The 21,076-nt window shown below is 70.4% G+C and carries 21 protein-coding genes; all 21 read left to right on the top strand.

The features are described from left to right. The first annotated feature begins 277 nt into the window (after nucleotides 1-277). Nucleotides 278-1,195, top strand: coding sequence for a homoserine kinase (gene thrB, locus IE330_RS12225; protein WP_190135967.1), 918 nt, complete (start codon nucleotides 278-280; stop codon nucleotides 1,193-1,195). A gap of 388 nt (nucleotides 1,196-1,583) precedes the next feature. Continuing rightward, on the top strand, nucleotides 1,584-3,611 hold the full coding sequence (gene rho, locus IE330_RS12220) for a transcription termination factor Rho (protein WP_190135966.1): 2,028 nt from the start codon (nucleotides 1,584-1,586) through the stop codon (nucleotides 3,609-3,611). 375 nt (nucleotides 3,612-3,986) lie between these two features. Next, on the top strand, nucleotides 3,987-5,105 hold the full coding sequence (locus tag IE330_RS12215) for an LCP family protein (RefSeq protein ID WP_190135965.1): 1,119 nt from the start codon (nucleotides 3,987-3,989) through the stop codon (nucleotides 5,103-5,105). Between the two features lie 205 nt (nucleotides 5,106-5,310). Beyond that, a complete protein-coding gene (gene rpmE, locus IE330_RS12210) occupies nucleotides 5,311-5,535 on the top strand; it encodes a 50S ribosomal protein L31 (protein WP_190135964.1) in 225 nt (74 codons plus the stop codon). A gap of 161 nt (nucleotides 5,536-5,696) precedes the next feature. Continuing rightward, entirely contained in the window at nucleotides 5,697-6,773 is a 1,077-nt protein-coding gene (gene prfA / locus IE330_RS12205; RefSeq protein ID WP_190135963.1) for a peptide chain release factor 1, read from the top strand. A gap of 42 nt (nucleotides 6,774-6,815) precedes the next feature. Beyond that, entirely contained in the window at nucleotides 6,816-7,661 is an 846-nt protein-coding gene (gene prmC / locus IE330_RS12200) for a peptide chain release factor N(5)-glutamine methyltransferase (RefSeq protein WP_190135962.1), read from the top strand. Then, entirely contained in the window at nucleotides 7,658-7,864 is a 207-nt protein-coding gene (locus IE330_RS12195; RefSeq protein ID WP_190135961.1) for a hypothetical protein, read from the top strand. Before prmC ends, IE330_RS12195 begins: the two co-directional genes overlap by 4 nt. Continuing rightward, a complete protein-coding gene (locus tag IE330_RS12190; RefSeq protein ID WP_190135960.1) occupies nucleotides 7,865-8,512 on the top strand; it encodes an L-threonylcarbamoyladenylate synthase in 648 nt (215 codons plus the stop codon). Continuing rightward, on the top strand, nucleotides 8,509-9,231 hold the full coding sequence (locus IE330_RS12185; protein WP_373314629.1) for an arsenate reductase/protein-tyrosine-phosphatase family protein: 723 nt from the start codon (nucleotides 8,509-8,511) through the stop codon (nucleotides 9,229-9,231). The genes IE330_RS12190 and IE330_RS12185 overlap by 4 nt, the downstream gene beginning before the upstream one ends. Before the next feature lie 317 nt (nucleotides 9,232-9,548). Next, a complete protein-coding gene (gene glyA, locus IE330_RS12180) occupies nucleotides 9,549-10,835 on the top strand; it encodes a serine hydroxymethyltransferase (protein ID WP_190135959.1) in 1,287 nt (428 codons plus the stop codon). A 102-nt stretch (nucleotides 10,836-10,937) separates the two neighbouring features. Next, the gene (locus IE330_RS12175; RefSeq protein WP_190135958.1) at nucleotides 10,938-12,305 is read left to right on the top strand and encodes an MraY family glycosyltransferase; all 1,368 of its coding nucleotides are present in this window, start codon (nucleotides 10,938-10,940) and stop codon (nucleotides 12,303-12,305) included. Between the two features lie 261 nt (nucleotides 12,306-12,566). Next, on the top strand, nucleotides 12,567-13,028 hold the full coding sequence (locus tag IE330_RS12170; RefSeq protein WP_190135957.1) for a Cg1360 family ATP-synthase-associated protein: 462 nt from the start codon (nucleotides 12,567-12,569) through the stop codon (nucleotides 13,026-13,028). 228 nt (nucleotides 13,029-13,256) lie between these two features. Beyond that, nucleotides 13,257-14,075, top strand: coding sequence for a FoF1 ATP synthase subunit A (gene atpB, locus IE330_RS12165; RefSeq protein ID WP_506005378.1), 819 nt, complete (start codon nucleotides 13,257-13,259; stop codon nucleotides 14,073-14,075). 76 nt (nucleotides 14,076-14,151) lie between these two features. Next, the gene (locus IE330_RS12160; protein ID WP_190135955.1) at nucleotides 14,152-14,388 is read left to right on the top strand and encodes an ATP synthase subunit C-like protein; all 237 of its coding nucleotides are present in this window, start codon (nucleotides 14,152-14,154) and stop codon (nucleotides 14,386-14,388) included. A gap of 38 nt (nucleotides 14,389-14,426) precedes the next feature. Next, nucleotides 14,427-14,984, top strand: a complete 558-nt coding sequence (locus IE330_RS12155) for a F0F1 ATP synthase subunit B (protein ID WP_190135954.1) — start codon at nucleotides 14,427-14,429, stop codon at nucleotides 14,982-14,984. Next, nucleotides 14,981-15,802 (top strand): F0F1 ATP synthase subunit delta, encoded by an 822-nt coding sequence (locus IE330_RS12150; RefSeq protein WP_190135953.1) that lies wholly within the window; start codon nucleotides 14,981-14,983, stop codon nucleotides 15,800-15,802. Before IE330_RS12155 ends, IE330_RS12150 begins: the two co-directional genes overlap by 4 nt. A gap of 120 nt (nucleotides 15,803-15,922) precedes the next feature. Next, entirely contained in the window at nucleotides 15,923-17,512 is a 1,590-nt protein-coding gene (gene atpA / locus IE330_RS12145) for a F0F1 ATP synthase subunit alpha (RefSeq protein ID WP_190135952.1), read from the top strand. Nucleotides 17,513-17,533: 21 nt separating this feature from the next. Continuing rightward, nucleotides 17,534-18,451, top strand: coding sequence for a F0F1 ATP synthase subunit gamma (locus tag IE330_RS12140; protein ID WP_190135951.1), 918 nt, complete (start codon nucleotides 17,534-17,536; stop codon nucleotides 18,449-18,451). Continuing rightward, on the top strand, nucleotides 18,451-19,887 hold the full coding sequence (gene atpD, locus IE330_RS12135) for a F0F1 ATP synthase subunit beta (protein ID WP_190135950.1): 1,437 nt from the start codon (nucleotides 18,451-18,453) through the stop codon (nucleotides 19,885-19,887). The genes IE330_RS12140 and atpD overlap by 1 nt, the downstream gene beginning before the upstream one ends. Nucleotides 19,888-20,017: 130 nt before the next feature. Then, nucleotides 20,018-20,392 carry a F0F1 ATP synthase subunit epsilon gene (locus IE330_RS12130; RefSeq protein ID WP_190135949.1) on the top strand — a complete coding sequence of 125 codons (375 nt, stop codon included), beginning with the start codon at nucleotides 20,018-20,020 and terminating at the stop codon, nucleotides 20,390-20,392. 174 nt (nucleotides 20,393-20,566) lie between these two features. After that, nucleotides 20,567-21,025, top strand: coding sequence for a DUF2550 domain-containing protein (locus IE330_RS12125; RefSeq protein ID WP_190135948.1), 459 nt, complete (start codon nucleotides 20,567-20,569; stop codon nucleotides 21,023-21,025). The last annotated feature ends 51 nt before the right edge of the window (nucleotides 21,026-21,076 follow it).

Here is a 21,076-nt window from a genome sequence, read left to right as displayed (position 1 = left end):
GCCGGGCAAACCTCTCAACTCCCCACAGGGGGTGCACAGGGGGCTCGCGACACGCATCGTGCGCCTCCTGTGCGCCCTATGTCGCCACAGAACCTTCCTTCGATAGGCTGTAGCGAACCCACCCCGCCGCATATGCCGCGCATATGCCGCGGTGCCGCTCGCGATGCGGCCTTCGGGTGCTGCCGTCCGTCCCTGGTCAAGGCTGGTGGAAGCCGGTCGAGACCGGCCGAGGCGGCAAGTCCTCCACAATTCGCAGCTCAAGGAGAGTCATCGAGCGATGGCCGGTCCCGCGTTCCGCGCCGCCGCCGTCAGGGTGCGCACCCCCGCCACCAGCGCCAACCTCGGCCCGGGCTTCGACGCCCTCGGCCTGGCGCTGGGGCTCTACGACGACGTGGTCGTGCGCGTCGCCGACTCCGGCCTGCACATCGACATCGCCGGCGAGGGCAGCGAGACCCTCCCGCGCGACGAGTCGCATCTGCTCGTACGCTCCCTGCGTACCGCCTTCGACCTGCTCGGCGGGCAGCCGCGCGGCCTGGAGGTCGTGTGCGCCAACCGCATCCCGCACGGCCGCGGCCTCGGCTCGTCGTCCGCCGCCATCTGCGCCGGGATCGTCGCCGCCCGGGCGGTGACCATAGGCGGCGAGGCCAAGCTGGACGACACCGCCCTGCTGGAGCTGGCCACCGAGATCGAAGGGCACCCCGACAACGTGGCCGCCTGCCTGCTCGGCGGCTTCACCGCCTCCTGGATGGACGGCTCCGTGGCCCGTGCCATCAGGATGGAGCCCGTCGATTCCATCGTTCCGGTGGTTTTCGTCCCCGGAAAGCCCGTGCTCACGGAAACCGCCCGCGGACTGCTCCCGCGCACCGTCCCGCACGTGGACGCGGCCGCCAACGCGGGCCGGGCCGCACTGCTCGTCGAGGCCCTGACCAGGCGCCCCGAGCTGCTGCTGCCCGCCACCGAGGACCGCCTGCACCAGGAGTACCGCGCCCCGGCCATGCCGGAGAGCGCCGCCCTGGTGGAGCGCCTGCGCGCCGACGGCGTGCCCGCGGTGATCTCCGGCGCAGGACCCACGGTCCTCGCGCTGGTCGACGACAGCGCGGCCGACAAGGTCGCGCGGCTCGCGGGCGAGGGGTGGGCGGCCAACCGCCTGGCGCTCGACGCCGCGGGCACGAGCGTGCTGCCGCTCGCTCCCTGACACGGGAGGGCAGCGCGTTCGGGGTGTCCGGATTTGGAGAGGGGGAATGTTTGTTGGATCCGGTAGTGTTAACCTCAAGTCTGCACCCGACCTCACCATGGCGAGGTGCTTTGTGTCCCCGTCCGGGACATCCATCCTTCCGGGAGCCTCCCAACCTGCTCTGTGCCCCGCACTGAGCAGTGCCGAGCACGCTCCGGAACCGGCGTGACCAAGCCGAGTAACCACCGCACATCAGTGGTCCGGCCCCGGGAAACGCCACATCTGTGAATTTCTTCCGCCGCGTAGGCGGACCACCGCCCCGGCATGGTCCACACACCAGGGACCGCCGGACAGCACAACCGGTCGCCGAGCCAGACAGGCCGACGTCCGCTCCAGGGAAGGACCCTTCGTGAGCGACACCACCGATCTGATGGGCGTGACTGCCGACACGCCCGCCACGGACGCCCCCGCGGCGCCTGCCACCGGTGCTTCGGCCGGATCCCGGCGGCGCCGCGGCACCGGCCTCGAGGCCATGGTGCTGGCGGAACTGCAGCAGGTCGCCTCGGGCCTCGGGATCAAGGGCACTGCGCGGATGCGCAAGAGCCAGTTGATCGAGGTCATCAAGGAGGCGCAGGCCGCCGGCGGAGCCCCGGCCAAGGCCGCCGACACCGCGGACGCCCCGGCCAAGCCCAAGCGCCGCGCCACCTCCAAGGCGCGCACCGGCGACACCGCCGAGAAGCCCGCCGCCAAGGCCGACGAGGCCCCGGCCGAGCAGCCCCCGGCCGCCCCGGCCCAGCAGCAGATCGACATCCCCGGCCAGCCGGCGAGCGACGACAAGCCGGGCCGCACCCGCCGTCGCGCCACCGCCGAGACCGGCAGCCCCGAGACCGTCCAGGCCGAGGCCAAGGCCCAGGCCGAGCAGCCGAAGGCCGAGGCCGCCAAGGGCGAGCAGCCCGAGGGCAGGAACGACCGGGCCGACAAGGGCGACGACCAGCAGGGCGAGGGCCGCCAGAGCCGCCGCGACCGCCAGGGCCGCGGCCGTGACCGCGACCGCGACCGCCGGAACAAGGGCGACGACCAGCAGGGCGGCGGCAACCGCAAGGACCAGCAGGGCGGCCGCCAGGACCGGCAGGACCGTCAGGACCGGCAGGACCGCCAGCAGCGCGACAACGGTCCGCAGGACGACTTCGACGACGAGGGCGGCGGCCGCCGCGGGCGCCGCGGGCGCTACCGCGACCGCCGTGGCCGCCGTGGCCGCGACGACTTCGCGAACGAGCCGCAGCTCTCCGACGACGACGTCCTGATCCCCGTCGCGGGCATCCTCGACATCCTCGACAACTACGCCTTCATCCGTACGTCGGGCTACCTGCCGGGCCCCAACGACGTGTACGTCTCCCTCGCCCAGGTCCGCAAGAACGGCCTGCGCAAGGGCGACCACGTCACCGGCGCGGTGCGCCAGCCCAAGGACGGCGAGCGCCGCGAGAAGTTCAACGCGCTCGTCCGCCTGGACTCCGTGAACGGCATGGCGCCCGAACACGGCCGCGGCCGCCCGGAGTTCGGCAAGCTGACGCCCCTGTACCCGCAGGACCGGCTCCGCCTGGAGACCGACCCGGGCGTCCTGACCACCCGCATCATCGACCTCGTCTCGCCCATCGGCAAGGGCCAGCGCGGTCTGATCGTGGCCCCGCCGAAGACCGGCAAGACCATGATCATGCAGGCGGTCGCGAACGCGATCACGCACAACAACCCCGAGTGCCACCTGATGGTCGTCCTGGTCGACGAGCGTCCGGAAGAGGTCACCGACATGCAGCGGTCGGTCAAGGGCGAGGTCATCTCCTCGACCTTCGACCGCCCGGCCGAGGACCACACCACCGTCGCCGAGCTCGCCATCGAGCGCGCCAAGCGGCTGGTGGAGCTCGGCCACGACGTGGTCGTGCTGCTCGACTCGATCACCCGCCTGGGCCGCGCGTACAACCTCGCCGCCCCGGCCTCCGGCCGCATCCTGTCCGGTGGTGTCGACTCGACCGCGCTCTACCCGCCGAAGAAGTTCTTCGGCGCCGCGCGCAACATCGAGGACGGCGGCTCGCTGACCATCCTGGCCACCGCGCTGGTCGAGACCGGCTCGCGGATGGACGAGGTGATCTTCGAGGAGTTCAAGGGCACCGGCAACATGGAGCTCAAGCTCGACCGGAAGCTCTCGGACAAGCGCATCTTCCCGGCGGTGGACGTCGACGCGTCCAGCACCCGCAAGGAGGAGATCCTGCTCGGCAGCGACGAGCTCTCCATCGTCTGGAAGCTCCGCCGGGTGCTGCACGCCCTCGACCAGCAGCAGGCCATCGAGCTGCTCCTGGACAAGATGAAGCAGACGAAGTCGAACGCCGAGTTCCTGCTCCAGATCCAGAAGACGACGCCGGCGCCGGGCAACGGCAACGACTGACCGGCGTGGTCGCCCCGAGCGGGTGAGCACGGAAGGGGGCTGATCCCGTCGCCGACGGGATCAGCCCCCTTCCGCATGCCCTGGCGCCGCAGGACAGCCCTGAGGGCCGCGTCGATGGTTTTCGGCCACGAGACCTTGGCCACACGGATAAGAGATTCTCACCGGGCCGCGCCAGCGCGTCGACTGCGGCGAAAGCCCAGGTGGAGGGGTGAAAGCAGGGGGCGCGGCGGACGCTCCGTAGCCGTCGGACCCCGGGGCGCGCACAGGGCGCTATGCAACCCTTCCATCGGTTTTGACGTCTGACAAGTGACGAAAAGCCACGCCTGGCCCTGAAAGCAGGGGGTAGCCGACCGCACGACGAGGACTGAGGAGCGCATGACGGACGACAGCAGGCCCGGCGACGCGAAGCCGAAGCAGCGCGGCAAGCGCGGCCGGCGCCGCAAGCCGCCCAGCAAGCGCAAGAAGGCCCTCGTCATATCGGCCTGGACCGCCGCCGGCGTGACCGTCCTCGGCGGCACGGGCCTCGGCTACGTCTACGTCAAGCTCAACGGCAACATCAAGGGCGTCGACATCAACGCCGCGCTCGGCACGGACCGCCCCGAGAACGTCGACAACGGCTCCCAGGACATCCTCGTCCTCGGCTCCGACTCGCGCTCGGGCAAGAACGCCAAGTACGGCAAGGACGAGGGCGTGGCCCGGTCCGACACCGCGATGATCGTCCACGTCTACCAGGGCCACAAGAAGGCCAGCGTCGTCTCCATCCCCCGCGACACCCTCATCACCCGCCCCGAGTGCCCCGCCAAGGACGGCGGCACCGACCCGGGCGGGCGGCGCCAGATGTTCAACACGGCGTACGAGGTCGGCGGCCCGGCGTGCGCGGTCAAGACGGTCGAGAAGATGTCCGGCATCCGCATGGACCACTACGTCGAGGTCGACTTCACGGGCTTCAAGAAGCTCATCGACACCCTCGGCGGCGTCGACATCACCACCAAGAAGCCGATCAAGGACAAGGACAGCCACCTCGACCTGCCGGCCGGCGAGCACACCCTCGACGGCGAGCAGGCCCTCGGCCTGGTCCGCACCCGGCACGGCGTCGGCGACGGCAGCGACCTCGGCCGCATCCAGCTCCAGCAGGCCTTCATCAAGGCCCTGATGGACCAGGTCAAGGACATCAACCTGTTCGGCAACCCGAAGAAGCTCTACGACCTCGCGGACTCCGCCACCAGCGCCATCACCACCGACTCCGAGCTGGACTCGGTCAAGGACCTGGCGGGCTTCGCGAACGGCCTCAAGGGCATCGGGTCCAAGGACATGAAGATGGTCACGCTGCCCATCCAGTACGACCCGGCCGACCCCAACCGCGTCCTGCCCCTGGAGAGAGCCGACCGGCAGGTCTGGGACGCCCTGCGGGCCGACGAGGACATCCCGAAGTCCGCCACCGACAAGTCCGCGGGCGACAAGGGCGCCGCCGGCAAGGTCGTGACCAGCGACTGAGCCCCCGCGAGGGGCCGGGGGCGGCTCCTCGGCCCGGCCCGGCCCCGGCCCCGGACGGGCCCTTCCGGCGGCCCGGGGAATACTTCGGGACCCACCCCGGTTTGGGCAGATGCGGCCGGTCCTGGCAAACTGGTCCGTCGGCCCCGGTTCACGCACCCGCACCCCGCGCGTGCGACCCGGCGCCCTCCCGAAACTAGGAGACACCTTGAAGCGCGACATTCACCCCGAGTACGTCGAGACGCAGGTCAGCTGCACCTGCGGCGCGTCGTTCACCACCCGCAGCACGATCCCCGGCGGCTCCATCCGCGCCGAGGTCTGCTCCGAGTGCCACCCGTTCTACACGGGCAAGCAGAAGATCCTCGACACCGGTGGCCGCGTGGCCCGCTTCGAGGCCCGCTTCGGCAAGGCTGCCGGCTCCGCCAAGAAGTAGCGAGCCACCAGCGCCGGTCTCCGACCGCCCTCGTCCACGGGGGCGGCCGGGACCGGCGTTTGCCGTCTGTCGCACCAGCGCCCACGTCAAGCCCCCGCGCGAGCCCCGCCCGCGCACCGACACGCGTACCGGAAGACGTACCGGAAGACCAGGAGCCCCCGATGTTCGAGGCGGTCGAGGAACTGATCGGCGAGCACGCCGATCTGGAGCAGAAGCTCGCCGACCCGTCGGTCCACGCCGACCAGGCCAACGCGCGCAAGCTCAACAAGCGCTACGCCGAGCTGACCCCGATCGTCGCCACGTACCGCACCTGGAAGCAGCTCGGCGACGACATCGAGACCGCGCGCGAGTTCGCGGCCGACGACCCCGACTTCGCCGCCGAGGTCAAGGAGCTGGCCGAGCGCCGCGAGGAGGTCACCGAGAAGCTGCGGCTGCTGCTCGTCCCGCGCGACCCCAGCGACGACAAGGACGTCATCCTGGAGATCAAGGCGGGCGCGGGCGGCGACGAGTCCGCCCTGTTCGCCGGTGACCTGCTGCGCATGTACCTGCGGTACGCCGAGCGCGTCGGCTGGAAGACCGAGATCATCGACGCCACCGAGTCCGAGCTCGGCGGCTACAAGGACGTCCAGGTCGCCGTGAAGACCAAGGGCGGCCAGGGTGCCACCGAGCCCGGCCAGGGCGTGTGGGCCCGGCTGAAGTACGAGGGCGGTGTGCACCGCGTGCAGCGCGTGCCCGCGACCGAGTCGCAGGGCCGCATCCACACCTCCGCCGCCGGTGTCCTGGTGACGCCCGAGGCCGAGGAGATCGACGTCGAGATCAACCCGAACGACCTGCGCATCGACGTCTACCGCTCCTCCGGGCCCGGCGGCCAGTCCGTGAACACCACCGACTCCGCGGTGCGCATCACGCACCTCCCCACCGGTGTCGTCGCCTCCTGCCAGAACGAGAAGAGCCAGCTCCAGAACAAGGAGCAGGCGCTGCGTATCCTGCGCTCCAGGCTGCTCGCCGCGGCGCAGGAGGAGGCGGAGAGCAAGGCCGCGGACGCCCGCCGCAGCCAGGTCCGCACCGTCGACCGCTCCGAGAAGATCCGCACGTACAACTTCCCGGAAAACCGCATCTCCGACCACCGCGTCGGCTTCAAGGCGTACAACTTGGACCAGGTGCTCGACGGCGACCTCGACGCGGTCATCCAGGCCTGCGTGGACGCGGACTCCGCCGCCAAGCTCGCCGCCGCGTAAGCCCGCCGACGTACGGACCGCTCAAGCCCCCGGAGGACCAGCGTGAACCTGCTGCTCGCGGAGGTGGCCCAGGCCACCCAGCGGCTGGCCGACGCCGGCGTGCCCTCGCCGCGCAACGACGCGGAGGAGCTCGCCGCCTTCGTGCACGGCGTGAAACGGGGCGAACTGCACTCCGTCAAGGACGCGGACTTCGACGCCCGCTACTGGGAGGTCATCGCCCGGCGCGAGGCGCGTGAGCCGCTCCAGCACATCACCGGCCGGGCGTTCTTCCGGTACCTGGAGCTCCAGGTCGGCCCCGGCGTGTTCGTGCCCCGCCCGGAGACGGAGTCCGTCGTCGGCTGGGCCATAGACGCCGTCCGCGCGATGGACGTCGTCGAGCCGCTCATCGTGGACCTGTGCACCGGCTCCGGGGCCATCGCGCTCGCCCTGGCCCAGGAGGTGCCGCGCTCGCGCGTGCACGCCGTGGAGCTGTCCGAGGACGCCCTGAAGTGGACCCGCAAGAACGTCGAGGGCTCCCGCGTCACCCTGCACGCGGGTGACGCCCGCACGGCCCTGCCGGAGCTCGACGGGCAGGTCGACCTGGTCGTCTCCAACCCCCCGTACATCCCGCTCACCGAATGGGAGTACGTTGCGCCGGAGGCCCGGGACTACGATCCCGAGCTCGCCCTGTTCTCCGGCGAGGACGGCCTGGACCTGATCCGCGGCATCGAGCGCACCGCGCACCGGCTGCTGCGGCCCGGCGGGGTCGTCGTCGTGGAGCACGCCGACACCCAGGGCGGCCAGGTGCCATGGATCTTCACCGAGGAGCGGGGCTGGGCCGACGCCGCCGACCACCCCGACCTGAACAACCGGCCGCGGTTCGCCACCGCCCGCAAGGCGATGCCGTGACGACGGCGGCGACGAGGAGGACGGCGGGCGCGACCGCCCCCGCCGGACCGGCCGCGCCCCGGCGCAGGCCCCGGCACGAGCACGACCAGCACCGGTACCAGCACCAGCACCGGTACCAGCACCGGAACGATCAGCACCGGTACGACCGGCACGACCAGCTTGACGAGTACGTGGACCAGTACGTGTACGAGGAGGCCCGCTAGATGGCACGGCGATACGACACCAACGACGCGACCGACCGTGCGACGGGTCTGCGAGAGGCCGCGTCCGCCGTCCGCCGCGGCGAGCTGGTCGTGCTGCCCACGGACACCGTGTACGGCGTCGGCGCGGACGCCTTCAGCCCCGAGGCCGTCGCCGACCTGCTCGACGCCAAGGGGCGCGGCCGCAACATGCCGACGCCCGTCCTCATCGGCTCCCCGAACACCCTGCACGGCCTCGTCACGGACTTCTCCGAGGCCGCCTGGGAGCTCGTCGACGCCTTCTGGCCCGGCGCGCTCACGCTCGTCGCCAAGCAGCAGCCGTCGCTCCAGTGGGACCTCGGGGACACCCGGGGCACCGTCGCCATCCGGATGCCGCTGCACCCGGTGGCCATCGAGCTCCTGACGGAGGTCGGCCCGATGGCCGTCTCCTCCGCCAACCTCACCGGGCACCCGGCGCCGGAGGACTGCGACGCGGCCCAGGAGATGCTCGGCGACTCCATCTCCGTCTACCTCGACGGCGGCCCGACGCCCGGCATCGTCCCGTCCTCCATCGTCGACGTCACCGGCAAGGTGCCCGTGCTGCTGCGCGCCGGCGCGCTGGACGCGGAGGAGCTCCGCAAGGTGGTACCCGACCTCGAGGTGGCCAATTGACAGCCCCTGGGACGGGGCGTGGCATAGCGGGTCTCCCGGCCCCCGCGGGGCCCCCGGAACACGCGGGCTTCCCCGGCCAGGCCGCGGACGACGCGGCCCGCCGGGCCCCCGGGACCTTCCGCATCCTCCACGTCAGCACCGGCAACGTCTGCCGCTCGCCGATCACCGAGCGGCTCACCCGGCACGCCCTCGCCGACCGCCTCGGCGACCCGGCCACCGGGGGGCTCGTCGTGGAGAGCGCGGGCACCTGGGGCCACGAGGGCGCGCCCATGGAGACGCACGCGGAGACCGTCCTCGCCGACTTCGGCGCGGACCCCTCCGGGTTCGTCGGGCGGGAGCTCCTCGACGACCACGTCATCCGGGCCGACCTGGTGCTCACCGCCACGCGCGACCACCGGGCGCAGGTCATCTCCATGGGGCACTCGGCCGGGCTGCGCACGTTCACCCTCAAGGAGTTCACCCGGCTGGTGCGGGCCATAGACCCGGCGACGCTGCCCGACCCCGACGGGGCGGACGGCGTGGTCGAGCGGGCCCGCGCCCTGGTGCGGGCGGCCGCCGCCCTGCGCGGGTGGCTGCTGGCCCCCAGCGTCGAGGCCGACGAGGTCTACGACCCCTACGGCGCGCCCCTGCCCTTCTTCCGCTCCGTCGGCGGCGAGATCCAGCAGGCCCTTGACCCGGTGGTTACGGCCCTGACGGGGGTCCCGGCCGCCCGTCTGTAGCCCTCGCGGGGGGCGCCCCAGTCCCGCCCCTTCCCGAACCAGGGGCTGCCGCCCCTGGACCCCGCTTTTTCGGCGCTCCGCGCCTCGTCCTCAAACGCCGGACGGGCTGGAACTTTCCGCCGAGCGCGGCTGAAATCTTCAGCCGTGGCCGCGCTTGAGATCTTTCAGCCCGTCCGGCGTTTGAGGACGAGCGCGTCAGCGCGATCTTCGGGGGTCCAGGGGGCGGAGCCCCTTGGTTTCGGGAAAGGGGCGGGACCGGGGCGCCCCCGCGAGGCCACCGCCGCGCGCGTCCGCGGGCCCGCGCCTACAGTGGAGAGATGACGACGGTGGGCCCCGCCAGAGCCGCCGCCCCGGCGGCGTACGCGGCGCTGCGCCGCCAGGACCCCGAGCTCGCCGAGGTCCTGCTCGGCGAGACCGCGCGCCAGGCCACCTCGCTCCAGCTCATCGCCGCCGAGAACTTCACCTCGGAGGCCGTCCTGACGGCCCTGGGCTCCCCGCTGGCGAACAAGTACGCCGAGGGCTACCCCGGAGCCCGCCACCACGGCGGCTGCGAGCTCGTGGACGTCGCCGAGCGCCTCGCCACCGACCGCGCCACGGCCCTCTTCGGCGCCGACCACGCCAACGTCCAGGCCCACTCCGGCTCCTCCGCCGTGCTCGCCGCGTACGCCGCGCTCCTGCGTCCGGGGGACACGGTCCTCGCGATGGGCCTCCCGTACGGAGGACACCTCACGCACGGCTCGCCCGCGAACTTCTCGGGCCGCTGGTTCACGTTCGTCGGCTACGGCCTGGACCCGGCCAGCGGGCTCGTCGACCACGAGCAGGTGCGCGCCCTGGCCCGCGCGCACCGGCCGAAAGCCATCGTCTGCGGCTCCATCGCCTACCCGCGCCACCTCGACTACGCCGCCTTCCGCGAGGTGGCCGACGACGTGGGTGCCTACCTGATCGCCGACGCCGCCCACCCCATCGGCCTGGTCGCGGGCGGTGCCGCCCCCAACCCGGTGCCGTACGCGGACATCGTCTGCGCCACCACCCACAAGGTGCTGCGCGGCCCGCGCGGTGGCCTGATCCTGTGCGGTGCCGACCTCGCCGAGCGGGTCGACCGGGCGGTGTTCCCGTTCACGCAGGGCGGCGCGCAGATGCACACCATCGCCGCCAAGGCGGTGGCCTTCGGCGAGGCGGCGACCCCCGCCTTCACCGCGTACGCCCACCAAGTCGTCGCCAACGCCCGGACGTTGGCGCAGGCGCTGGCGGGGGAGGGGTTCGCCGTCAGCACCGGCGGCACGGACACGCACCTGGTCCTCGTCGACCCGTCCCCGCTCGGCGTCACCGCCCGCACGGCCCGCGGCCGCCTCGCCGCGGCCGGCCTGGTCCTGGACACCTGCGCCCTGCCCCACGCCGCCACCGCCACCGAGGCCCGCGGCCTCCGCCTCGGCACGGCCGCCGTCACCACCCAGGGCATGCGCGAGGGGGAGATGGCCCGGGTGGCGGCGCTGTTCGCCGCCGCCGTCCGGGAGGAGCGGCACGTCAGGGAGGAAGTGCGTGACCTGGCGGTGCGGTTTCCGCCCTACCCCGCCCGCACCGGGGGCGAGATCACGTCGTCGTAGCGGAGTTGTGCAACGATCGTCGCTACCCGGAAGTGCCCACCCTTATGCGCGCGAAGCTAGGGTGTGGTGCTGAGATGGCCAGCGATACCTGTGGGGAAGCCCGTGCGTGAATATCTGCTGACGCTCTGCATCACGGCCGCGGTGACCTATCTGCTGACCGGCCCGGTGCGGAAGTTCGCGATCGTGGCCGGCGCCATGCCGGAGATCCGCGCGCGCGACGTGCACCGGGAACCGACACCCCGGCTCGGCGGTATCGCGATGTTCTTCGGCCTCTGCGCGGGCCTGCTGGTCGCCGACCACCTGCCCAACCTCAACGAGGTGTTCACCAAGTCCAACGAGCCGCGCGCGCTGCTCTCCGGCGCCGCCCTGATCTGGCTGATCGGCGTCCTCGACGACAAGTTCGAGATCGACGCGCTCATCAAGCTCGGCGGCCAGATGATCGCCGCGGGCGTCATGGTCATGCAGGGTCTGACGATCCTGTGGCTGCCCATCCCCGGGGTCGGCACGGTCTCGCTCACCCAGTGGCAGGGCACGCTCCTCACCGTCGCCCTCGTCGTCATCACCATCAACGCCGTGAACTTCGTCGACGGCCTCGACGGCCTCGCGGCCGGAATGGTGTGCATCGCCGCCGCGGCGTTCTTCATGTACGCGTACCGCATCTGGTACGGCTACGGCATCGAGGCCGCCGCCCCCGCGACCCTCTTCGCGGCCATCCTGATGGGCATGTGCCTGGGCTTCCTGCCGCACAACATGCACCCGGCCAGGATCTTCATGGGCGACTCGGGCTCGATGCTCATCGGGCTCGTGCTCGCCGCGGGCGCCATCTCCATCACCGGGCAGGTCGACCCGGACGCGATGAAGCTGAACCTCGGCGGCAGCTCCCGCGACGCCACCCACGCGATGCTCCCGGTCTTCATCCCGCTGCTGATGCCGCTGACGATCATCGCCATCCCGTTCGCCGACCTGGTGCTCGCCATCGTGCGCCGCACCTGGAAGGGGCAGTCGCCGTTCGCCGCCGACCGCGGCCATCTGCACCACCGCCTCCTGGAGGTCGGCCACTCGCACAGCCGCGCGGTGCTGATCATGTACTTCTGGTCGGCCCTCATCGCCTTCGGCACCGTGGCGTACTCGGTCCACTCGACCAACATGTGGATCCTGCTGCTCATCGTCGCCCTCAGCGCCGTGGGCCTCGTGCTGCTCCTGCTGCCCCGCTTCACACCGCACGCGCCCCGCTGGGCGGAGGGCTTCGTCCCGCCGCGCTACCGCCGCAGGAGGGCCGCCCTGGCCGCCGCCGCGGCGGACGCCTCCGCGGAGGCCGGCCAGGAGGGGACGTACGAGACGCGGGAGGCAGGCGGGGACGGTGGGGCCCCGACGGACCGGCGGGCCGTGGGCGCGGGCGTCAACGGCGCTACGGCCCTGGGCACCCGCCCGCGCTTCCTGGACCGGCTCAAGGCGGGTTCGTCGCGTTGACGGCCCGCGGCAAAACGCCCCTTTACCAGACAAAGCAGCCGCGTGGATGCACAGACGCGCGGATTGCTTCTCATGTGTGACACCGAGCACACCGAGCAGGTAAAGACCTCATCAAATAGTTTGTGATACGGTTCACGAGACCCGGCGACAGAGCCGAGGGACCGTAGTGCGACGGTCCGTCGGCCGGAGGATGCCGCTCGGCCCGGGTCTACGCTCGTCCATGACGACACCCTGCCCCCATCTGTAAGCGGAGTTGCCGCCATGCCGTCTCAAGACACCCGGACTCTCCTGCAGTCCGCCGTCCCCACCGCTGCCGTCGGCGCGATCGTCGCCGTGGTCAGCGGCGTGGTCGCCGGCGGTAAGGGAGTGCTCGGTGCCGTCGTGGGCACGCTGGTGACCGTCGTCTTCATGGGAATCGGCCTGTTCGTCCTGCAGCGCACGGCAAAATCGCTTCCGCAGCTCTTCCAGGCGATGGGGCTGATGCTCTACGTCGCCCAGCTCCTGCTGCTTCTCATTTTCGTGGGCCTGTTCAAGGACACGACCGCGTTCAACCCGAAGTCCTTCGCGCTCGCTCTCGTCATCTCCACCGTGGTGTGGATGGCGGCACAGGCTCGTGCGCACATGAAGGCCAAGATCCTCTACGTCGAACCCGAACCCGAACCTTCCTCGGCTTCCTCCTCCCAGAAGAGTGGCAAGCCGGAGAAGCCGGGGTCGGAGACGTGAGAGGTAGGGCCGGGATAAATGCCCGTTCGAGATGCTGCTATCGTCCGGTGCCAACTGCGGCACTGCGGGCGCGGGCATCTGAGCTGACGCCTGCACCATCGCGAGGCTCGCTGCCTGACCGCCGCCCCCACATCCGTAACACCAGTCCGGTGCCGTTCCGCGGCTGCGTGCCGCGCCGACACGACAACGAGGTTGCCGTACCCATGCTTCACGCCGAAGGAGCCCGCGGTGAGTGCTGAACAAACTGAGCTCGCCTTTGACTGGAGCTGTCGGATCATGTCCGACAACGGCTGTGGCTTCCCGGCCCCGGGCCTGCACTCGTTCCTCTTCAAGCCGATCTTCGAGGTCGGCGGGTTCGAGTTCAACAAGGTGATGCTGCTGGCCCTGGTCACGACGCTGATCGTGATCACCTTCTTCTACGCCGCCTTCGGCAAGGCCAAGGTCGTGCCGGGCAAGCTCCAGATGATCGGCGAGGCGGGCTACGACTTCGTCCGCCGCGGGATCGTCTACGAGACGCTCGGCAAGAAGGAGGGCGAGAAGTACGTCCCCCTCATGGTCTCGATGTTCTTCTTCATCTGGATCATGAACATCTGGTCCGTGATCCCGCTGGCCCAGTTCCCGGTCTCGTCGGTGTTCGCGTACCCCGTCGTGCTGGCGCTCATCACCTACCTGATCTGGGTGCCGCTGACCTTCAAGCGCCACGGGTTCGTGGGCGGTTGGAAGAACATCACCGGTTACGACGCATCGCTCGGCCCGGTCAAGTGGCTGGTCTCGGGTATCGAGTTCTTCTCGAACCTGCTCGTGCGTCCCTTCACGCACTCCGTGCGACTGTTCGCCAACATGTTCGCGGGTCACCTGATGCTGGTGATGTTCACCGTCGCCTCCTGGTACCTGCTGAACAGCTGGATGATCCCGGCCGCCGGCGTCTCCTTCGTGATGACCATGGCGATGATCTGCTTCGAACTCTTCGTGCAGGCCGTCCAGGCGTACGTCTTCGTGCTCCTCGCCTGCTCGTACATCCAGGGTGCTGTCGCAGAGCACCACTGACACCATCCGCCCCGCAAACCCCCAGATGCCCGGTGGCCAACCCCCACCGGTCCATGAAAGAGAAGGAAGAGACAGCATGTCCGCTGTTGAGCTCGCCGCAGGTGTTTCCGGCTCCCTCGGTTCGATCGGCTACGGCCTCTCCGCCATCGGCCCCGGCATCGGTGTCGGCATTGTCTTCGGCAACGGCACCCAGGCCCTGGCCCGCCAGCCCGAGGCCGCCGGTCTGATCCGTGCCAACCAGATCCTCGGCTTCGCCTTCTGTGAGGCGCTCGCCCTCATCGGCATCGTTATGCCGTTCGTGTTCGGTAAGTAATCGCTTCTTACTGACACCTTTCGACGAAAGGCACTGATGTGATCGCCAACCTGGTTCAGCTGGCGGCCGAGGAAGAGCAGAACCCGCTCATCCCGCCGGGCCCCGAGCTGCTTGTCGGCGCCATCGCCTTCGCCATCGTTTTCTTCTTCTTCTGGAAGAAGCTCATCCCGAACATCAACAAGGTTCTGGAAGAGCGCCGGGAGGCGATCGAAGGCGGTATCGAGAAGGCCGAGGCCGCCCAGACCGAAGCCCAGAGCGTCCTCGAGCAGTACAAGGCTCAGCTCGCCGAGGCCCGGCACGAGGCCGCGCGTCTGCGCCAGGAGGCGCAGGAGCAGGGCGCCCAGCTCATCGCCGAGATGCGGGCCGAGGGCCAGCGGCAGCGCGAGGAGATCGTCGCCGCCGGTCACGCCCAGATCGAGGCCGACCGCAAGGCCGCCGCGCAGGCGCTGCGCCAGGACGTGGGCCTGCTGGCCACCGAACTGGCCGGCAAGCTCGTCGGTGAGTCCCTGGACGACCACGCGCGCCAGAGCCGCACCATCGACCGCTTCCTCGACGAGCTCGACGAGAAGGCGACGAAGGCCGAGGCGACTCGATGACAGCGCATGGAGCGAGCCGCGAGGCGCTGGCCGCCGCGCGCGAGCGCCTCGACGCGCTGACCGACAACACCGCGGTCGACGCCCGGCAGCTCGCGGACGAGCTGGCCGCCGTCACCGCGCTGCTCGACCGGGAGGTCTCGCTGCGTCGGGTCCTGACCGACCCGGCGCAGGCCGGCGAGGCCAAGGCCGCGCTGGCCGGGCGCCTGCTCGGCGGCAAGGTCGGCGGCGAGACCGCGGACCTGGTCGCGGGCATGGTCCGCTCCCGCTGGTCCGCCTCGCGCGACCTGGTGGACGCCCTGGAGGAGCTGGCGAACGTCGCCGACCTGACCGCCGCGCAGAAGTCGGGCGCGCTGGACACGGTCGAGGACGAGCTGTTCCGCTTCGGCCGGATCGTCGCCTCCAGCACCGAGCTGCGGGCCGCGCTGACCGACCGGGCCGCCGGCGCCACGGCGAAGAGCGCGCTGCTGGGCAACCTGCTCGGCGGCAAGGCGGAGGCCGTCACGGGGCGTCTCGTCGAGCGCCTTGTGACCGCGCCGCGGGGACGTAGCCTGGAAGCGGGACTGGAGTCCCTCTCCAAGCTGGCCGCGGACCGCCGGGAGCGCATGGTCGCCGTCGTCACGTCCGCCGTTCCGCTGTCGGACCGGCAGAAGCAGCGCCTGGGCGCGGCGCTCGCCAAGATCTACGGGCGTCAGATGCACCTGAACCTCGACGTGGCCCCCGAGGTCGTCGGCGGGATCCGGGTGCAGGTCGGCGACGAGGTCATCAACGGTTCCATCGCGGACCGGATCGAGGACGCGCGCCGCCGCATGGCGGGCTAGTAACTCGACAAGCTAGACAACGGCCCGAGTTGGGCCGTGCAGAGTATGCAAAGTTTCTGGGGGGAGCCCCCAGATCCCCCAAAGAAACTTCGGGCCCAACAAGGAGAGCAGGGAACCCAGATGGCGGAGCTCACGATCCGGCCGGAGGAGATCCGGGACGCGCTGGAGAACTTTGTCCAGGCGTACAAGCCGGACGCGGCCTCGCGCGAGGAGGTCGGTACGGTCACCCTGGCCGGCGATGGCATCGCGAAGGTCGAGGGCCTGCCCTCGGCCATGGCCAACGAACTGCTGAAGTTCGAGGACGGGACCCTCGGTCTCGCGCTGAACCTGGAAGAGCGCGAGATCGGTTCGATCATCCTCGGTGAGTTCAGCGGCATCGAGGAGGGCCAGTCGGTGCAGCGCACCGGCGAGGTCCTGTCGGTCGCGGTGGGCGAGGGCTACCTCGGCCGCGTCGTCGACCCGCTCGGCAACCCGATCGACGGCCTCGGCGAGATCGAGACGTCCGGCCGCCGCGCCCTCGAGCTGCAGGCCCCCACGGTCATGCAGCGCAAGTCGGTGCACGAGCCGATGGAGACGGGCTACAAGGCCGTCGACGCGATGACCCCGATCGGCCGCGGCCAGCGCCAGCTCATCATCGGTGACCGCCAGACCGGCAAGACCGCCCTGGCCGTCGACACCATCATCAACCAGCGCGACAACTGGCGCTCGGGCGACGTGAACAAGCAGGTCCGCTGCATCTACGTCGCCATCGGTCAGAAGGGTTCCACCATCGCCTCCGTGCGTGGTGCGCTCGAAGAGGCCGGCGCCCTGGAGTACACGACCATCGTCGCCGCCCCGGCGTCGGACCCGGCGGGCTTCAAGTACCTGGCCCCCTACACCGGTTCCGCCATCGGCCAGCACTGGATGTACGAGGGCAAGCACGTCCTCATCATCTTCGACGACCTGTCGAAGCAGGCCGACGCCTACCGTGCCGTCTCCCTGCTCCTGCGCCGCCCGCCGGGGCGCGAGGCCTACCCGGGTGACGTCTTCTACCTGCACTCCCGTCTGCTCGAGCGCTGCGCGAAGCTCTCGGACGAGATGGGCAAGGGCTCGATGACCGGTCTGCCGATCGTCGAGACCAAGGCGAACGACGTGTCGGCGTTCATCCCGACCAACGTCATCTCCATCACCGACGGCCAGTGCTTCCTGGAGTCGGACCTGTTCAACGCCGGTCAGCGCCCCGCCCTGAACGTCGGTATCTCCGTGTCCCGAGTCGGTGGCTCGGCGCAGCACAAGGCGATGAAGCAGGTCTCCGGCCGACTGCGCGTGGACCTCGCCCAGTTCCGTGAGCTGGAGGCGTTCGCCGCCTTCGGTTCGGACCTGGACGCCGCGTCCAAGGCCCAGCTCGAGCGCGGCCAGCGCATGGTCGAGCTGCTGAAGCAGGCCCAGTACCAGCCGATGTCGACCGAGGACCAGGTCGTCTCCGTGTGGGCCGGTACCACCGGCAAGATGGACGACGTCCCCGTCGCCGACATCCGCCGCTTCGAGAAGGAGCTCCTGGAGTACCTGCACCGCAAGGAGCAGGGCCTCATGACCTCCATCAAGGAGGGCGGCAAGATGTCGGACGACACCCTCACGGCCGTCGCCGACGCCATCGCGGACTTCAAGAAGCAGTTCGAGACCTCGGACGGGAAGCTTCTCGGCGAGGACGCTCCGGCCGCCGCCAAGTGACGTAGGGAAGGGACCTGACTCATGGGAGCCCAGCTCCGGGTCTACAAGCGTCGCATCCGATCCGTCACCGCGACCAAGAAGATCACCAAGGCGATGGAGATGATCGCCGCCTCGCGCGTCGTCAAGGCGCAGCGCAAGGTGGCGGCCTCCACGCCGTACGCGACCGAGCTCACCCGCGCGGTCACGGCGGTGGGCACCGGCTCGAACACCAAGCACCCGCTGACGACGGAGGCGGAGACGGCGACGCGAGCCGCCGTGCTCCTGCTCACCAGCGACCGCGGTCTGGCCGGCGCGTTCAACGCCAACGCCATCAAGGCCGCGGAGCAGCTCACCGCGCGCCTCGAGGCGCAGGGCAAGGAGGTCGACGCGTACATCGTCGGCCGCCGCGGTGTCGCCCACTACAACTTCCGCGAGCGCAAGATCGCGAAGCAGTGGACGGGCTTCACCGACCAGCCGGAGTACGCGGACGCCAAGGCGGTCGCGGGCCCGCTGATCGAGGCCATCGAGAAGGACACGGCCGAGGGCGGCGTGGACGAGCTCCACATCGTCTACACCGAGTTCGTCTCGATGATGACGCAGACGGCCATCGACAGCCGGCTGCTGCCGCTGAGCCTCGACGAGGTGGCCGAGGAGTCGCCGGCGAAGGGTGAGATCCCGCCGCTGTACGACTTCGAGCCGTCGGCGGAGGACGTCCTCGACGCCCTGCTGCCGCGCTATGTCGAGAGCCGTATCTACAACGCGCTGCTGCAGTCGGCCGCTTCCAAGCACGCCGCCACCCGCCGCGCGATGAAGTCGGCGACCGACAACGCCGGTGACTTGATCAACAACCTGTCCCGGCTTGCCAACGCGGCCCGCCAGGCCGAAATCACCCAGGAAATCAGCGAGATCGTTGGTGGCGCTTCCGCGCTGGCCGACGCGACCGCGGGGAGTGACAAGTAATGACGACCACTGTTGAGACGGCCGTTGCCACGGGCCGCGTCGCCCGGGTCATCGGCCCGGTCGTCGACGTGGAGTTCCCCGTCGACGCGATGCCGGACATCTACAACGCCCTGCACGTCGAGGTCGCCGACCCGGCGCAGGACGGCGCGAAGAAGACCCTGACGCTCGAGGTCGCCCAGCACCTCGGCGACGGCCTGGTCCGCGCGATCTCCATGCAGCCCACCGACGGCCTGGTCCGCCAGGCCCCGGTGACCGACACCGGCGACGGCATCACCGTCCCGGTCGGCGACTTCACCAAGGGCAAGGTGTTCAACACCCTCGGCGAGGTGCTGAACGTCGACGAGCAGTACTCGGGCGAGCGCTGGTCCATCCACCGCAAGGCCCCGAACTTCGACGAGCTCGAGTCGAAGACCGAGATGTTCGAGACCGGCGTCAAGGTCATCGACCTCCTCACCCCGTACGTCAAGGGTGGAAAGATCGGTCTGTTCGGCGGCGCCGGCGTCGGCAAGACGGTGCTCATCCAGGAGATGATCTACCGCGTCGCCAACAACCACGACGGTGTCTCCGTGTTCGCCGGTGTCGGCGAGCGCACCCGTGAGGGCAACGACCTCATCGAGGAGATGTCGGACTCGGGCGTCATCGACAAGACCGCCCTGGTCTTCGGCCAGATGGACGAGCCCCCGGGCACCCGTCTGCGCGTGGCCCTCGCCGGTCTGACCATGGCGGAGTACTTCCGCGATGTGCAGAAGCAGGACGTGCTGTTCTTCATCGACAACATCTTCCGCTTCACCCAGGCCGGCTCCGAGGTGTCGACCCTGCTCGGCCGCATGCCCTCCGCGGTGGGCTACCAGCCGAACCTGGCCGACGAGATGGGTCTCCTCCAGGAGCGCATCACCTCGACCCGTGGTCACTCGATCACCTCGATGCAGGCGATCTACGTCCCCGCGGACGACCTGACCGACCCGGCCCCGGCCACCACCTTCGCCCACCTCGACGCGACGACGGTGCTCTCCCGTCCGATCTCGGAGAAGGGCATCTACCCGGCCGTGGACCCGCTGGACTCCACGTCCCGCATCCTGGACCCGCGGTACATCGCGCAGGACCACTACGACACCGCCATGCGGGTCAAGAACATCCTGCAGAAGTACAAGGACCTCCAGGACATCATCGCCATCCTCGGCATCGACGAGCTCGGCGAGGAGGACAAGCTGGTCGTCTCCCGCGCCCGCCGCGTGGAGCGCTTCCTGTCCCAGAACACCCACGTCGCCAAGCAGTTCACCGGCGTCGACGGTTCGGACGTGTCCCTCGACGAGTCGATCGCGGCCTTCAACGCGATCTGCGACGGCGAGTACGACCACTTCCCCGAGCAGGCGTTCTTCATGTGCGGTGGCCTCGACGACCTCAAGGCCAACGCCAAGGAGCTCGGCGTCTCCTGAGTCCCGTGACTCTCGGCGGAGGGGCGGGCACGGCCCTCGCGGGGACCGTGTCCCGCCCCTCCCCCCACGCCCCGTAGAATTTGACCCAACACCCGGCTGAACCGCCGGGTGGTGACCCGAGGAGCCACCCTTGGCTGCTGAGCTGCATGTCGAGCTGGTCGCCGCGGACCGCAGCGTCTGGTCCGGCGAGGCCACCCTGGTCGTCGCGCGCACCACGTCCGGCGACATCGGCGTCATGCCCGGTCACCAGCCGCTGCTCGGTGTGCTGGAGTCGGGCCCGGTGACCATTCGGACGAGCGACGGCAACACCGTCGTCGCCGCGGTGCACGGCGGATTCATCTCGTTCGCGGACAACAAGCTGTCGTTGCTCGCCGAGGTCGCCGAGCTCTCCGACGAGATCGACGTCCAGCGTGCGGAGCGGGCGCTCGAGCGTGCCAAGTCGGAGGCCGACGCCTCCGCCGAGCGGCGCGCCGACGTCCGACTGCGTGCGGTGGCGGCGCGCTGACCCCAGCGCGCGGCGTAACGCGACTCAGCCGCGGCCAGGTCCGGAATACACCGGACCGGGTCGCGGCTGAGGCGATGCAGGTGCTTTTTCGGGTGCGGTTGCGGTTGTTCGGTCCGTGTCGGAAGTCTTGTTCGAAGCGTTCGAGACTGTGGTGAGGCGAGGAGGTCGGTGCCGATGATCCTCGTTCTGCTCGTGTGCGGACTTGCGTTGATCGCGCTGGTGTTGCTGGGACTCTTCGTCTTCGGGCTGCGCCGCAGACTCATCCAGCGCTCCGGCGGCACCTTCGACTGCAGCCTGCGCTGGCACGCCCCGGGGCCGGACGAGGCCCCGGACACCTCCGGCAAGGGCTGGGGGTACGGCGTCGCCCGCTACAACGGGGACCGGATCGAGTGGTTCCGGGTGTTCTCGTACGCGCCCCGGCCGCGGCGCGTCCTGGAGCGGGCCTCCATCGAGGTCGTCGACCGGCGCGCGCCGGACGGCGAGGAGGAGCTGGCGCTGCTGTCCGACGCGGTCGTGCTGGGGTGTCTGCACCGGGGGGTGCGGCTGGAGCTGGCCATGAGCGAGGACGCGTTGACCGGCTTCCTGGCGTGGCTGGAGGCCGCGCCGCCGGGGCAGCGGGTCAACGTGGCGTAGGCCTCGCGGGGCCCCAGGCCCGCCCCTTTCCCGTCACCGGGGGCTGCGGCC

This window comes from Streptomyces longispororuber (genome assembly GCF_014656095.1).
Classification (GTDB): Bacteria; Actinomycetota; Actinomycetes; order Streptomycetales; family Streptomycetaceae; genus Streptomyces; species Streptomyces longispororuber.
This window is presented reverse-complemented; position numbering and strand designations above follow the sequence as displayed.

Bases quoted from the DNA above. Each gene is read 5' to 3' on its own strand.
- thrB (WP_190135967.1), top strand. From the start codon at position 278: ATGGCCGGTCCCGCGTTCCGCGCCGCCGCCGTCAGGGTGCGCACCCCC.
- IE330_RS12215 (WP_190135965.1), top strand. From the start codon at position 3,987: ATGACGGACGACAGCAGGCCCGGCGACGCGAAGCCGAAGCAGCGCGGC.
- prfA (WP_190135963.1), top strand. From the start codon at position 5,697: ATGTTCGAGGCGGTCGAGGAACTGATCGGCGAGCACGCCGATCTGGAG.
- IE330_RS12190 (WP_190135960.1), top strand. From the start codon at position 7,865: ATGGCACGGCGATACGACACCAACGACGCGACCGACCGTGCGACGGGT.
- glyA (WP_190135959.1), top strand. From the start codon at position 9,549: ATGACGACGGTGGGCCCCGCCAGAGCCGCCGCCCCGGCGGCGTACGCG.
- IE330_RS12170 (WP_190135957.1), top strand. From the start codon at position 12,567: ATGCCGTCTCAAGACACCCGGACTCTCCTGCAGTCCGCCGTCCCCACC.
- IE330_RS12160 (WP_190135955.1), top strand. From the start codon at position 14,152: ATGTCCGCTGTTGAGCTCGCCGCAGGTGTTTCCGGCTCCCTCGGTTCG.
- IE330_RS12150 (WP_190135953.1), top strand. From the start codon at position 14,981: ATGACAGCGCATGGAGCGAGCCGCGAGGCGCTGGCCGCCGCGCGCGAG.
- atpA (WP_190135952.1), top strand. From the start codon at position 15,923: ATGGCGGAGCTCACGATCCGGCCGGAGGAGATCCGGGACGCGCTGGAG.
- IE330_RS12140 (WP_190135951.1), top strand. From the start codon at position 17,534: ATGGGAGCCCAGCTCCGGGTCTACAAGCGTCGCATCCGATCCGTCACC.
- atpD (WP_190135950.1), top strand. From the start codon at position 18,451: ATGACGACCACTGTTGAGACGGCCGTTGCCACGGGCCGCGTCGCCCGG.
- IE330_RS12125 (WP_190135948.1), top strand. From the start codon at position 20,567: ATGATCCTCGTTCTGCTCGTGTGCGGACTTGCGTTGATCGCGCTGGTG.